The sequence below is a fragment of the Chryseobacterium herbae genome, from assembly GCF_025154075.1.
Lineage (GTDB): Bacteria > Bacteroidota > Bacteroidia > Flavobacteriales > Weeksellaceae > Chryseobacterium > Chryseobacterium herbae.
Genome location: NZ_JAOAMU010000004.1, coordinates 270,365 through 284,757, shown reverse-complemented (window position 1 = coordinate 284,757; position 14,393 = coordinate 270,365). Strand labels below are relative to the sequence as shown.

Here is a 14,393-nt window from a genome sequence, read left to right as displayed (position 1 = left end):
GAACATGAAAAAAATAATTTTTATACTGAGCCTGACATTATCATGGGTCTGTCAGGCTAAAACAATCAAAGACAGTCTGTATATCGCAGATCCAATAAGCAGGATTGTATTGGATGATTGTGATGCTTGCGGCTGTGCAGCAGGAAACGGATCTTCCGGTTTTGAGTCTTTACTGAATCCTCAGTTTATTGGAATCAAATATTTTGCTCAGCATTATAAGGCCAAAGAAAACCTTTTTGTAAAAGATCTCACACAGGATCAGTATTTCAACACCCTGCAGGTTTGGGGAAAAATTCCATTGACAGAAAAACTGAGTGTATACGCCAGCCTGCCCTTTCATTTTCATGAGAAGAAAACCATGCAGGGCGATATCAACATTAATGGAATCGGAGATCTGAACCTGATGGGAATCTACCGGATCATCAGTTCCAAAGATAATTTTCATCAGCTTAACGGAGGTTTGGGCGTGAAAATTCCTTTGGGGAAATTTGATGAAAAAGGAGCTTCGGGTGTCAATCCAAGTTTTCAATTGGGAACGGGAAGCTGGGACTATCAGGCTGCTTTGAACTACAAGTTTCAAAAGAATAAACTGGCTGTACTGGTCAATACAGATTACACCGTAAAAACGGAAAACAAAAAGAACTACCGTTTCGGAAATCAGTGGAATTATGCAGTAACAAGTTTTTATCAGCTTGCAGGAAATGAAAAGACCACTTTCTCTGCCAAAGCTGGACTTCAGGGCGAAGTCTATGATAAAAACAAACAGTTTGACGAGGTATTGCCCAAAACAGCCGGAAGCGCTTTATATGGAAAACTCGGTTTCGAAGCTTCCTATAAAAAGTTCAGTCTGGGTGGTGAAGTCATGCTGCCTGCTTATTCCAATCTGGCAAGTGGCGACATTGAAGCAAAATCCAGATTCAGTGTTTTTATCAATTTTGGAATTTAATCTTGTGGTAACCGGAATCTTGGTGGCTGAGGACCTCGAAGCCACCAAGCACAGGTTATTCCATCTTCAGTAGTATAATTTCTAAACCCCCCGGTGGCTGAGAATCTCGAAGCCACCGGTTTTTATACAATCCCTTCTTTATACGTTTACTTTTTTCCATTAAAAAAAGAGTTTTTAAGATTTTTAATCATAAATAATGTTGTTTAAGACGTTTTTATAGTGCTGATAGTTAATTTATTATGTGATGTATTGCATCTGTTAATTATTTTCTATCTTTGCCGAAATCTGGTGCGCTGTAAAAAGCACTTAAAAGGGAATCCGGTGAAAATCCGGAACAGACCCGCTGCTGTAAGCTCCACATCAAAGTTTTTGAAAATTATATCCACTGTTTTTTAATGGGAAGGATTTCAAAAACGGAGTAAGTCAGAAGACCTGCCAGAAGATAAACGTTTGATGCTTTCGTGGAATAAAGCTTAGGACAACATTGATTCTGTGCAGTAACAGCTGCGCTTTATCTTTGCTATCTTATATCCATTAGCGTCAACAATATTCTCAATGAGCTAATGGTCAGAACATGTATTGCTTCACAGTTTAAAAAAGGCGTTATCACATTATTTGTGGCAGCATCTCAACTTATATTCTCACAATCCGGAGACACCATCAGGGAGAAAACCATTCTTCCTATCCAGCTTTACAAAAAAGATTTTAAAGAAATTCTTCCCGCACAGGTACTTTCCGGAGAGCAGCTTGAAAGACTGAACAGTCAGTCGGTGGCTGATGCTTTACGCTATTTTTCAGGAGTTCAGATCAAAGATTATGGCGGGATGGGCGGCATGAAAACGGTGAATATCCGGAGTATGGGAAGCCAGCATGTGGGTGTTTTCTATGATGGTATTCAGCTGGGAAATGTTCAGAACGGAATCGTGGATCTTGGAAAGTTTTCACTGGATGATCTTGAAGCCATTTCTTTATACAACGGCCAGAAAAGTGAAGTTTTTCAGCCGGCAAAGGACTTCGGATCTTCGGGATCTATTTATCTTCAGCCTAAAATACCTGTTTTTAAAGGAGATCAGAAAACCAACTTAACGGTGAAGCTGAAATTAGGTTCGATCAGTTTGTTTAATCCTTCTTTCCGTCTGGAGCAGAAGCTTTCAGACAGAGTTTCGGCAAGTTTCAGTTCGGAATTTGTACAGAGTGATGGATTGTATAAGTTTAAATACGAAAAGAAAAATTCTGACGGATCTGTTGCCAATGATACCATTGCGAGAAGATATGATTCCTATATCCGTGCGAAGCGTTTTGAAGGGGCTTTAAACGGAACCATTAATGATGGAAGCTGGAGTGTACGTGGATTTGGTTATATTTCCGATCGTGGAGTTCCCACAGCCATTGTTAATAATAATTTCATACCTAAAGGTCAGCAGATGCTGGATGAAAATTATTTTGTCCAGGCCAGTTTTCGTAAAAAATTATTTCCAAAATTTGAAACGCAGATTAAAGCTAAATTTGCCTATGACTACACCCGGTTTTTAGATACGGTGAATATAGCCAACACAGCGCTGCCAATCGATAATTCTTATGTTCAGAGAGAGCTCTATTTTTCCAATTCAAATATTTATTCTATTAATAAAAACTGGGATGTAAGTGCAAGTTTTGACTTTCAGTATAATAATCTCAATGCCAGTCTGAGGGATTTTTCATATCCTACCCGTTATACTTCACTCGTTGCTTTTGCCACGACCTATCAGTGGAACCGTTTTAAATTTTTGGGAAGCGTTCTCGGAACTTTTGTCCACGAAGAAGTGAAAATGAATGCAAAATCTCCTGATAAAACAGAATGGACTCCTTCTGCCTTCCTTAGCTATCAGCCTTTTGAATCAAAAGATTTAACCTTAAGAGCTTTCTACAAAAGAATTTTCAGGATGCCTACTTTCAATGATCTGTATTACACGATGATTGGAAATGTGATGCTGAAACCTGAATATACGAACCAGTACGATGTAGGTTTTACTTATCAGAAACTCTACGATCATCAATTTTTTAAAGGCATCTATGTGAAAGTGGATGGCTATTATAATGAAGTAGAGAACAAGATTATCGCTGTTCCTACCACCAATCTTTTCAGATGGATGATGGTGAATCTGGGTGAAGTGAAAATCATTGGGGCGGACGTGAATGTTCAGGCGGAATTTGATATTAATAAATTGAAACTGAAACCTTTGGTAAGCTATACCTATCAGCGTGCCGGAGATTATACCGATAAAAGTGACGACTATTACGGTGACCAGATTTCCTATGTGCCTTGGCATGCGCTAACCTTTACCATGATGGCGGATTATAAAGACTGGAGTTTCAATTACAGTTTTATGTATACCGGAGAGCGTTATGATGCTCAGCTGAATAATATCAAAGCCAATTATCTTCAGCCATGGTACACGCACGATTTATCTGTTCAGAAAAAATTCAACTGGCATTCTCATCAGATTAAAGCCGGTTTTGAGGTCAATAACGTCCTTAATCAATACTATGACGTGGTCAGGAATTATCCGATGCCCGGAAGAAACTTTAAACTTATTGTAAGCTTTACATTATGAAAAAACTAAACTTTTGCCTGCTGGCTTTTACTCTTTTCTTTCTGTTCTCGTGTAGGACGGATGACAATATAGTTCCTTCGGAAACAAAAGAGGTAAGCACCGGTGAAGATCTGCCTATTAAAGGTTTTTATCTTTTGAACGAAGGAAATATGGGGAGCAATAAATGTACGCTCGATTATTTCGATTATGCGACAGGAACATACCGCAAGAATATTTACGGGGAAACCAATCCTTCTGTGGTAAAAGAGCTGGGTGATGTGGGAAATCATATCATGATCTACGGTAGCAAAATGTATGTGGTAGTGAATGTTTCCAATAAAATTGAAGTACTTGAAGCGAAAACTGCCAAACGAATCAAGACTATACAGCTGCAGAACTGCCGTTATCTGGCTTTTAAAGGCAATAAAGTCTATGCCAGCAGCTACGCAGGTCCCGTTGATCTGAATCCGAACGCTCCTCCGGGAAAAGTAGTGGAAATTGATACTACATCACTAAACATCGAAAGACAGGTGGTTGTAGGGTATCAGCCGGAAGAAATAGAAGTGATGGGCGATCAGCTTTTTGTGGCGAATTCCGGGGGATATATGTTCCCGAATTATGATAAAACCGTTTCCGTCATTGACCTGAATAGCTTTACACAAACTAAGAAAATTGACGTAGCGATTAATCTCCACCGTATTAGAAAGGACAATTATGGAGATCTGTATGTGAGCTCAAGAGGTGATTACTATAACATTCCATCCAGTCTTTTCCTTTTGGATGCTGCTACAGGAACCGTGAAAAAAGACTTTCATGTCGCCGTCAGCGGAATGACAATCGTGAATGACAAGCTGTATTATTATGGTAATGAATTTAACTATAATACCCATACTTATGTCAAGACCTTCGGGATTATTGATGTAAAAACAGAGCAGATCATTTCCAATAAAATTATCGACCAGCAATATGTGGACGAGATCAAAGCTCCTTACGGAATTGCAGTAAATCCTTATACGGAAGACATTTATCTAACGGATGCGAAAAACTACGTGACTACCGGATATGTGTACTGTTTCGACAAGAGCGGAAAATTCAAGTGGAAAACAGAAGGCGGGAATATTCCTGCTCACTTTGCTTTTTTGTATAAATAATCAGATCAGAAAAAATGGAAAGAAAAACGAAACATATTTTAAAGATCCTACTTCTCTCTTTAGTACTGCTGGGCATTGCAGCTTGCAAAAGCGATAGTGAGGAAGTCATAGAAGAAGTCACTTTTCCTACAGAAGTTCTTAAAGAATCATATACTATAGACAGACTTAAGCTTCTGAGTATAGATCCAGAAATTAAAGGTAAGCTGACGTGGAGCATTAATGATGCTGTGATTTCAGATCAGCAGCAGCTGGATTTTGTGAGTGCTACAGTACAGACTTATCCTTTGACATTAAAGGTAGAAATGAAAGGAGCTGTGAAGATCTATAAGTCGACGATTATTGTTAATAAAGAGCTTACGCCTTACAGCAAATATATTTCAGATGTCTTTGAATTCCGTCCGGCTGTAGGCCAGTTTATCAATGAGAATCCGGAATATTTGAACGGAAATACAGAGGCCGATATGATTAAAACAGCAAAAGGAGTATTGGTAGGAGGTAATTCTATGTTCGTTACACTAGGTGGTTTTGGCGGCTACGTTGCTTTTGGTTTTGACCATACTATTCCGAATCTTGAAGGAAGAGATTTCAAAATTTTGGGCAATTCTTTTTGGGGAAATGAGGCTGCTGCCGTTAGAACAGGATCTTGCGAACCCGGAATTATCATGGTTGGCTACGATAAAAATAAAAATGGTAAGCCTGATGAAGATGAATGGTATGAGATCGCCGGCAGCGAATATTTTAAAAATACAACAACTAAGAATTACAGCATAACATACTTAAAGCCTAATGAAAATAAACCTCCCATTTTCGGAAGTGAGCCTTGGCAGACTGATGTGGAGTACATCAAATGGCAGGATAATATGGGGAATTCCGGATTTAAAACAAAAAATGCTTTCCATTCACAAAGTTATTATCCTTTATGGCTATCAAGTGCTTCTTACAGCCTAACGGGAACCAGACTTAAGGATAATTATTACGACCAAAGCGGAGTGGGAAATTACTGGGTGGGAAGGTCTTATGATTATGGGTATGCCGATAATGCCCCGAACAACGATGAAGCCTCAAACATAGATATTTCCTGGGCAGTAGATAAGAACGGAAACTATGTAAAGCTTCCAGGCATCGATTTTATAAAAGTGTATACAGGAATCAATCAGGAAGCGGGCTGGCTTGGAGAAGTTTCTACGGAAGTAGGAGGAGCTTATGACCTGCATCTCAATTAGTAATACGGAAAACAAAATCTAATATATATAATTCAAAAAATGAAAAAGTTTTATCTTTTTACCGTACTGTTTCTGTTTGCGTTCTTTGCGAATGCGCAGATAAAAGTACAGGGCGTACCCAGAAATGATATTCAGGGTACCAGCAGCAATCAGCTGAATACGACAGTAACCACCAATATCAGTTTTTCTGATATTCAGTATTGGGTGGGAAGCGGTACCAACGAAGCGGCTTTCGTGGTACAGTGGAATGACAGCAAAAATCCTGATGCTTTGGTATGGGGATTCAGATGGAACGGAAACGCTACCGGAGAAGACATGATGAAAGCCATCGCGAAGGCAGATCACAGATTTTTTACATTGCTTTATCCGGGAACACAATTCGGAACGGCAATCGGTGGAATGGGCTTTGACCTGAACGGACAGAACAGCAATGCGCTTTACAAAAGCGGAAATATAACCTATCCTTATTATCCTGTAAATGGTATCGTTAATACAGCTGCTTATGATTTTGATGATTATACTGCAGCAGATGCTGCGGATCATTGGGGATCAGGATGGTACAACAGCTACTGGTCATATTGGGTAAAAGATCCTGCAGATGCCGCTTTCGGATATTCAGGAGTGGGTGCTACATCCCGTGTGCTTCAGAATGGGTCATATGATGTGTGGAATTTTAATGCAGGAATGGAGAGTTTCCCCATTTCTTCAACGTTGACGCCGGTATCTCCTTATGTGGCATCAACCAATTTTGCGAATGGATATTTCATGGTGAATGAAGAATGGTTCGGACACACCAATGGTTCTGTGAACTTTATTGACAGTAACGGACAGATCAATTACCGTGTGTATAGCAACGCTAATAACAACCAGGCTTTTGGTGCTACAACGCAATATGGAACAATCTACGGAGATAAATTCTATTTTATTTCAAAGCAGGCTGCAGACGGTGGCGATACACAATATACGCCTGGAGGAAGACTGGTAGTAGCGAATGCACAAACGATGCAGAAAATTGCTGGATTTAATAACATCGGCGGAGGTGATGGAAGGTCATTCGTTGGTGTTAATGAAAATAAAGGATACATCGGAGCTTCGAACGGTATTTTTGTATTTGATATCGCGAATATGCAGGTGGGAAGCCTGATAACCGGAACAGGCGGTGGCGGACAATATGCGGGACAGATAGGAAATATGGTCCGTTCTTCGAAATATGTATTTGCCGTAAAGCAGTCTGCTGGAATTTTAGTGATTGACCCGGCAACTGATACGGTGGTGAGTACCATTCCGGGAGCTTTCCACTCAATTGTTCAGGCAAAAGACGGAAGCATCTGGGCTATTCAGGATCAGAAAGTGGTGAATATTAATACAACGACATTTGTAACGACTCCATATAACATCCCTACAACTAAATATTTAGGATCTTGGGGAGCATGGAATGCAGGAAGCTTTACAGCAAGTAGTAAGCAGAATGTTTTATACTGGAATAACTCAGTAAACAGTTTTGTATCAGGAGCACAAATTGTAAAATTTGATGTAACGACAAAAGCATTTAACGAAAGCTTTGTAACAATTCCCGGTCAGACAGGTACCTATAAGCAAATTCCTTATGGCGCCGGACTTCGTATGAATCCTATAACGGATGAGTTAATCTTAAATACTACAGAAAGTGGCTACGGTGCACACTACCAGAAAAACTGGATCCATACTTTTGATGCAACCGGAGCATTGATCAATACAAAAACGCTTAATGATTATTATTGGTTCCCTGCAGTAGCCGTATTCCCGGATAATACACTTCCTACAGTTAGCAATACATTCCCTTCACAGGTTAATGTGAATAGTGCATCCGTGATTGATCTGAAAACAATCGTTTCTGATGAAGATAATCTTTCATCAGCTATTGTAAAAACAATTAAATCGAACTCAAATCCAGCAGCTGTTTCTGCCGTAATCAACGAAAATGATGAACTTGTTCTGACACCGATTGCTTCAGGAAATGCTGATATCAAGATCGCCTTTAATTCAAACGGTAAAGTAGTTGAGAAAACCCTTACCGTAAACAGTACAGTTTCTGTTTTAGCAACAGCTGAAGTGAAGAAAATTGAGTTCAGTATCTATCCGAATCCGGTGACCGATATTCTTACCATCAAAACTCAGGAGAAAATCCTAAACGTTTCCGTTTATGATACTTCCGGAAAAGTGGTGAATACGCAGCTTAACAATGGCCAGATCAATGTAAGCATGCTTCCGAACGGAGTCTATATTCTGAAGGCTGTAACTGATAAAGCAGTATACCAACAGAAATTAATCAAAAAATAGTTTTCACAGTCTATTTTATTTCAAGGAATCGGCGGCCCGGAGGGCCGCCGATTTTTTTTGCCTACAAGAAGGCAAAAAAAAACTCCAGCAGGCTGAAAGCCTGCCGGAGTTTTAATAAGTCCTGTTTCTTAGTTCGTAATTCTGATCTTACGGGTGTAAGTCTTTTTATCTTTTGCTTCCACCGTCAGGATGTAAATACCTTCTGGTTGTGGAGTAGACAGTTCAAAAGTATTTGATTTCAGGGTAGAGCGATGTACTTCTTTTCCTGAAGTATTTCTTAGGGTAACTTGGGCCCCTTCTAATGGAACGGTCCCACCCAGAGTAACCTGTCCGGCTTTGCTGTAAGCCATGATCGTAGAAAGGGGATCCTGGTAAGCATAATACACTCTGAATCCACCACCAAGACTTAATACACCACCGCTCAGTCTGATTTTAACGGCGTTATATGAGCTGGCAGGAGTAAGTTCAATCGTTGCTCTGTTTGGAGTGTCTGCTAGCTTCAGTAAACTGGCGGATATCATTTGGCTGTCATTGTTGGCTGTCGTTCCACTCATCGTTTCTATGTACACACCGCTTAACAGCTGAACTGTCAGAGGAATGTTATTCGTTCCGATACCGATGACCAATTTAGTGTTGATTCTCACTTCAGGGAATCTTAGGGTCTGTTCAACGCCTCCTAATAAAACGGTACCCATGACCATGGTAGAATAGTTGTCTTCGTTGTCTCCCACGGCATTCAGGGGATTCTGTACGCCACATCCCAGACATACTCCATATACATTGGAGTGCTGATCGTTGGCGTAGATTCTGCTTTGTGCCTGTGAATTATTCGATTGGAATAAAAAGGCTAAAAATAATGCGGCCTGAAAAAGGCGGCTCTTGGAAAGTAGAATAGATTTCATACTATAGAGATTTAAGGTTAATGTTTTAACCAAATTTAAGCATAAAAGTATATGTATACAATATTATCTCTATAAAATGTGAAATATATAATGATTCCTTAATCTTTGGTTTATTGCTCGCTGAAAAATACGAGGATCAGGAACGGGTAAAATACGATTATGTTAATCCCTTGTAGTTTTATTTTGAGTCTATTTTTTTCGCCCTTTAATATTAGGTAAGAAAGCTGTGATAATACCGATAAGAGGTAAAAATGCACAAATTCTGAATACATATTCGATTCCCGTATCATCTGCTACAGCTCCTAGCACAGCAGAACCGATTCCGCCCATTCCAAACATAAACCCGAAAAATAGTCCGGCGACCAATCCAATTTTATTAGGCATAAGATCGGTAGCATAGACAAGAATGGCAGAAAATGCTGATGCGATAATTAATCCTATCAAAACAGCAAATGTGATAGTCCATCCCAGTGAAAGGTAAGGAAGACAAAGGGTAAAAGGTGCTGCTCCAAGAATAGAAGCCCAAATGATTTTTTTTCTTCCATATTTATCCCCCAATTTTCCACCTAGGATAGTTCCTATGGCCACAGCGGCAAGAAACATGAATAAATACAGCTGAGAATCCTGTACGGAAATATGAAATTTATCAATCAGGAAGAACGTAAAATAGTTCGTCATGGATGCCAGATAAATGTATTTGGAAAATACCAAAGCCAACAGAATGGTGATAGAAAATAGAACCTTTTTTCGGGAAAGCTGTATCTCAATAATGTTATCCGGATGTTTGGTTGATTTCTTAAGTGATAATCTTTCTGCATACCAGTTTCCGATTCTCCACAAGACGATGATTCCTATAAAAGCAGCAATCGCAAAAAGAGCGACATAACCCTGTCCCAAGGGAAGTATAATTAATGCAACCAATAAAGGCCCGATAGCACTTCCCGAATTTCCGCCTACCTGAAAAATAGATTGAGCCAATCCTTTTTGTCCGCCGGATGCCAGTTGGGCAACTCTCGAAGCTTCAGGATGAAAAATAGACGATCCCATCCCAATCAATCCAACGGCAATCAGAATCACATAATATTGATGGGCTGCGGCCAGAAGTAATAAACCGGCCATTGACAGTCCCATTCCTATGGCTAAAGATCTGGGATTGGGCTTTTTATCCGTATAAATTCCGACAAACGGCTGTAAAATAGAAGCCGTAAGTTGGAAGACCAGCGTAATGATTCCGATTTGAGCAAACGATAAGTGGAATTCACCTTTCAGAATAGGATATAATGAAGGAATAGTCGATTGAATCAGATCATTCAGCAAATGTGAAAAGCTGATCATAAATAAAATAGGATAAACAATTTTAGTGGTATCAATGGTTTGTGTCTGTACCTTTTCCATAATGTAGTCTTTAATTCATCAGGTCATCTGATGAATTTTGTTATAAATTTAATGTTTAGTATACTTTTTCAACAATGAGCTGAGCAATGCGTGCAGCTGTGTCGGAATCTTTATTTTCAATAGCGTTATAAAGATCAGTATGTATTTTTTGAGAAAGTTTAAAAGAGTCTGTATTGTTATTGTGACTGCTTTCAAAAGTTCTTAGGATATGTTTGCTTGCAATTCTGTAAATTTCTTTCAAAAGAGTATTCCCACAAGCTTCAGCAATGGATATATGGAAATTAATGTCTGCCTGATAGCATTCCAGTGCCTGGTTTTCTTTTGCGAATTGATCTCTGAGATCCAGATGCATTTTGATAGTCTCCAATTCCTTCTCACTTCGGTTAGCCGCCGCTTTCGCTGCAATCTTTGAATCTAAGAGCGAACGAACCTCATACACTTCATTGAATTCAGCATTACTGATCTGATCTTCCAGTGATTCCTGGATATTCTTAGAAGTTACAAAGGTACCTACACCTTGTTGCACACTCAGAACTCCCTTTATCGATAAAATTTTTATAGCCTCACGGATGCTGGATCGGCCGACACCATATATTTTCATCAATTCCGGTTCAATCGGAAGTTTATCACCTACAGCGTACTCTTCATTGGTGATCCCCTGAATTAATCTTTCTGCGACTTCCTGAGCTAATGATTTTCTTTGAATTTGCATATACATCTTATCATCTGATGAATGCAAAGGTATGACTTTTTTAAAATATTTAACTATAAATTTTAAAAGGATGTATTGAGCTTGAAAAAAGGATAAGATGGATGAGTAGCTCAGCAAACCCTGTCAAGGTTCAAAACCTTGACAGGGTTAAACACTGGAAATAACCTAAGTAACTAAAGAAGATAAAACTATTTTATTTTTTTAAATTCAATATTAAAAAGATTTGATCCGGATAATATAAACTTCGTGACTTCATTATTTTGATCATACTTAAAATCAAGTTGCCCGAAATAATCAGCTGTGGAGTAGAAGCTTTTATTGTTTAACGGATACAGTTCAATATCACCATTCAAAGGGTGTTTTGCGATAAGTTTATTGTTTTCAATGACGAGCTGATACGTTGTATTAAATTCCTCATTCCTGTAGAAACCAACTAATTTGTTCAAAGCGATTTTCTCTGCTTTAGGAAGATTCAGGTTCACCTTTTTTGCAGTGTAGGTAAAATCTGCTATTCTAAGGACAACCGAACCGCTATGAAAGGTTAAACTTGCTGTTGGAATAGAGGTAATCTTAAATTTGCTGTCCCCAATGATCTGAAGCGGTTCCTTGCCTTTTCGGTTATAGGTTCCCACAGAAAGATCTTTCCCTTCCGTCGATATTTCAAGAAAGTTTCCAGGACTAAATTCATAAACTCCCTCAAATTTTTTAAGCTCAGCTGGAGTGTAAGTTGTTTTTTGCGGAAGGGGAGGAAGTATCTCCTGATCTTTGAGAAAAAAGTCTAACAATTGATAAACAATCTGCAAACCTTCAAATCCTTGCTTATTGCCTAACATGACGATAGAAAACTGTTGAGAAGGAACGTGTAAAATATAAGAACGATAGCCGACAGTGCCACCACCGTGAAATACTAAGTCCAGACCTTTGTATTTTTCGGTTTGCAGTCCCAATCCATATTCTATGGTTTTGCCGTTACTGAGCACGGTACTCTTTTGCATGGTATGATAAAGCTCGCGGCTTCCCTGTATTGGATGTTGAAAATTAATTGCCCATTGACACAAGTCATTCAGTGTCGTATAAATATTGGATGAGCCATCCACCATTTGCGCAATAGGAAACTTAAAAAAAGTATTCCCCTTTGGCCGGTAGGATTCTGCTGCGTTTGGAATGATTTTATCAGGGTCATCTAATGCCAAGGTGTTTTTCATGTGCAAAGGATTAAAAATGTATTCCTTTGCGATTTGGTTAAAATCCTTTTTGTAAATCCTGTGGAGAATTTCAGCGAGAAGCGTAAAACCGGTATTATTATATTGGTATTTTTCTCCGGGAGGGAAGTTGGTGCTTTTAATTCCCAAAAGAGTATGTACTCCTTCTTCATTGGTTACTTTAAATTCATCTCCAAAACCCTGCAGTTTTTTTATTTCCGAAAAATTGGGTAATCCATGGGTATGATTAGCCAATTGACGGATCGTAATTTTATAAGGCAGATGCTTCAGTTCCGGCAGATAGGTTCTGATATCATCATCTAACGATAACTTTCCTTCCTTCTCAGCCAAAAGAGCAATAAAGGCGGTAAACTGTTTGGAAACGGAGGCTATATTAAAAGCCGTAGAATCTGTGATCGGAGTTTTATTTTCCAGATTGGCCAGTCCGTAGGTTTTCTTATAAATGACTTTTCCGTCTTTTATAATGGCAACGGCCATACCCGGCGCGTTTTCCCGTTTATAGATATTCAGCAGAGAGTCTGTTCTCGTGATCGGATCTTTTTGTTTGAATTGGGCGGAGCATAGTCCGGAACTTAATAAAGTGAAAAGGATCAGTGTCCATTGGATTGGTAGCTTCATTTGATTTAATTTTTAAATGATGAAGCAAATCTGAAAATTTACAGTGGGATAAATATCCGACTATCGGAAACCGGACTGATTTTAAATCATAAAAACAGTCCGAATTAAAATCGGACACGCCTAAATGGTTGATTTTCTGTAATCTGTAGGGGTTAAGTTAGTTTCCTTTTTAAAAGCAGTATAAAATGAAGATTTCGAGTTGAAGCCTACTTCATACAATACTTCCAGTACGGTTAGCTGCGATTGTTCCTTCAGAAGAGTTTTTGCATCGTTAATTCGGAATTCATTGATAAAGTCGAAAAAATGCTTTCCGGTATGTTGATTGATCAGCAGGGATAATTGCTTTTCGGGTAGATGAATTTGTTCAGCCAGTTTCTGCAACGTCAGTTTGTCATCCAAATAAGGCTTTTCAGTTTCCATGAATTGGAGAAGACTTTTCAATTGCTCCGGTTGTTTCTTTACTTCATTTTCCGATTGTACAGGAGTCAGATCTTTGTTGATCCCGGCAAACAGATTTGGTCGGTATAGAGCATTCAGCACAAACCAGGTGATCACAGATAAGACAAACACGGAGGTGAGCGTAAATAAGTAGTTATAGACAGGACTATCGTTGTCAACAAAACCTCTGATAAGAACGAAGATATTTCCAATGACAAAAAGGACAGTGGTTTGCATCAGCCATTTGTAGGTAAGATGATGATTGCTGGAATAATTTTCCTGATATAGTTTTCTGAAGTTTCTCAACACCAGAAATACAGCAATGATGTAAAAGTAATACTGAACGACAGAGATCACATCAAATATCTTGTAATCCTGTTCTGAAATTCCTGTTATGCTGAAGAAGCAAAAAACGAATAAAAACGGGAGCCCATGCAAAAGATGTTTTTTATGAAGCTTGAAATTATAATAACAGGCTGAGTTGACGTATAAATAATATAAAGGCATCTGCAGCAGAACGCTGGCCAGTTTCCCTCCTTTGATTATTCTGGAATCAGGCGGTGATAGGAAAAGCCCGGAAAAATCTATCACAGATACCAGGAGAAAAGCAGCAAATAGATAATCAGGTAATTTTCTTTCGGATTTTGCGGTGATCAGGAAAATACTTAACAGTAAAAACAAAAAAACAATAATCTTACCTAAATCGTTAATGAATGCCATGTTTTTATTTTGAATACTACAAAACTACAAATTATACTTTCTCTTCTGAGAATAAATATGCAGATCAATGGCTATAGCCCATTTTTTAAACCCGATGTGCCAGGTATTGATGAATTTCGTTTACTGAAATGATGACTGAAGTTGAAACCAAGCCGGAATTTAAAAAAATACAA

The 14,393-nt window shown here is 38.8% G+C and carries 10 protein-coding genes and 1 riboswitch; of the genes, 5 read left to right on the top strand and 5 right to left on the bottom strand.

Annotated elements, in window-relative coordinates; translation table 11 throughout:
• Positions 1–4 precede the first annotated feature (4 nt).
• From N0B48_RS14425 to N0B48_RS14405, 5 genes are all read left to right on the top strand, one after another.
• Positions 5–946, top strand: coding sequence for a transporter (locus tag N0B48_RS14425; RefSeq protein WP_259839455.1), 942 nt, complete (start codon positions 5–7; stop codon positions 944–946).
• A 269-nt stretch (positions 947–1,215) separates the two neighbouring features.
• Positions 1,216–1,400: riboswitch (cobalamin riboswitch) on the top strand.
• A 109-nt stretch (positions 1,401–1,509) separates the two neighbouring features.
• Positions 1,510–3,540 (top strand): TonB-dependent receptor plug domain-containing protein, encoded by a 2,031-nt coding sequence (locus N0B48_RS14420; RefSeq protein WP_259839454.1) that lies wholly within the window; start codon positions 1,510–1,512, stop codon positions 3,538–3,540.
• Positions 3,537–4,670 carry a YncE family protein gene (locus tag N0B48_RS14415; RefSeq protein ID WP_259839453.1) on the top strand — a complete coding sequence of 378 codons (1,134 nt, stop codon included), beginning with the start codon at positions 3,537–3,539 and terminating at the stop codon, positions 4,668–4,670. The genes N0B48_RS14420 and N0B48_RS14415 overlap by 4 nt, the downstream gene beginning before the upstream one ends.
• Positions 4,671–4,684: 14 nt before the next feature.
• Complete coding sequence (locus tag N0B48_RS14410; protein ID WP_259839452.1) at positions 4,685–5,893, top strand: cell surface protein; 1,209 nt, start codon at positions 4,685–4,687, stop codon at positions 5,891–5,893.
• 39 nt (positions 5,894–5,932) lie between these two features.
• Positions 5,933–8,212: a DUF5074 domain-containing protein gene (locus tag N0B48_RS14405; RefSeq protein ID WP_259839451.1), complete on the top strand. Its 2,280-nt coding sequence runs from the start codon at positions 5,933–5,935 to the stop codon at positions 8,210–8,212.
• 128 nt (positions 8,213–8,340) lie between these two features.
• Here N0B48_RS14405 and N0B48_RS14400 read toward each other — a convergent pair whose 3' ends face one another.
• The 5 genes from N0B48_RS14400 to N0B48_RS14380 form a co-directional block, all read right to left on the bottom strand.
• A complete protein-coding gene (locus tag N0B48_RS14400; protein WP_259839450.1) occupies positions 8,341–9,114 on the bottom strand; it encodes a T9SS type A sorting domain-containing protein in 774 nt (257 codons plus the stop codon).
• Positions 9,115–9,303: 189 nt separating this feature from the next.
• The gene (locus N0B48_RS14395; protein ID WP_259839449.1) at positions 9,304–10,509 is read right to left on the bottom strand and encodes an MFS transporter; all 1,206 of its coding nucleotides are present in this window, start codon (positions 10,507–10,509) and stop codon (positions 9,304–9,306) included.
• A gap of 55 nt (positions 10,510–10,564) precedes the next feature.
• On the bottom strand, positions 10,565–11,221 hold the full coding sequence (locus N0B48_RS14390) for a FadR/GntR family transcriptional regulator (RefSeq protein ID WP_259839448.1): 657 nt from the start codon (positions 11,219–11,221) through the stop codon (positions 10,565–10,567).
• Between the two features lie 188 nt (positions 11,222–11,409).
• Positions 11,410–13,062, bottom strand: a complete 1,653-nt coding sequence (locus N0B48_RS14385) for a serine hydrolase domain-containing protein (RefSeq protein ID WP_259839447.1) — start codon at positions 13,060–13,062, stop codon at positions 11,410–11,412.
• A 120-nt stretch (positions 13,063–13,182) separates the two neighbouring features.
• Complete coding sequence (locus tag N0B48_RS14380) at positions 13,183–14,220, bottom strand: helix-turn-helix domain-containing protein (RefSeq protein ID WP_259839446.1); 1,038 nt, start codon at positions 14,218–14,220, stop codon at positions 13,183–13,185.
• Positions 14,221–14,393: the final 173 nt, after the last annotated feature.

Bases quoted from the DNA above. Each gene is read 5' to 3' on its own strand.
- N0B48_RS14425 (WP_259839455.1), top strand. From the start codon at position 5: ATGAAAAAAATAATTTTTATACTGAGCCTGACATTATCATGGGTCTGT.
- N0B48_RS14420 (WP_259839454.1), top strand. From the start codon at position 1,510: ATGGTCAGAACATGTATTGCTTCACAGTTTAAAAAAGGCGTTATCACA.
- N0B48_RS14415 (WP_259839453.1), top strand. From the start codon at position 3,537: ATGAAAAAACTAAACTTTTGCCTGCTGGCTTTTACTCTTTTCTTTCTG.
- N0B48_RS14410 (WP_259839452.1), top strand. From the start codon at position 4,685: ATGGAAAGAAAAACGAAACATATTTTAAAGATCCTACTTCTCTCTTTA.
- N0B48_RS14405 (WP_259839451.1), top strand. From the start codon at position 5,933: ATGAAAAAGTTTTATCTTTTTACCGTACTGTTTCTGTTTGCGTTCTTT.
- N0B48_RS14400 (WP_259839450.1), bottom strand. From the start codon at position 9,114: ATGAAATCTATTCTACTTTCCAAGAGCCGCCTTTTTCAGGCCGCATTA.
- N0B48_RS14395 (WP_259839449.1), bottom strand. From the start codon at position 10,509: ATGGAAAAGGTACAGACACAAACCATTGATACCACTAAAATTGTTTAT.
- N0B48_RS14390 (WP_259839448.1), bottom strand. From the start codon at position 11,221: ATGCAAATTCAAAGAAAATCATTAGCTCAGGAAGTCGCAGAAAGATTA.
- N0B48_RS14385 (WP_259839447.1), bottom strand. From the start codon at position 13,062: ATGAAGCTACCAATCCAATGGACACTGATCCTTTTCACTTTATTAAGT.
- N0B48_RS14380 (WP_259839446.1), bottom strand. From the start codon at position 14,220: ATGGCATTCATTAACGATTTAGGTAAGATTATTGTTTTTTTGTTTTTA.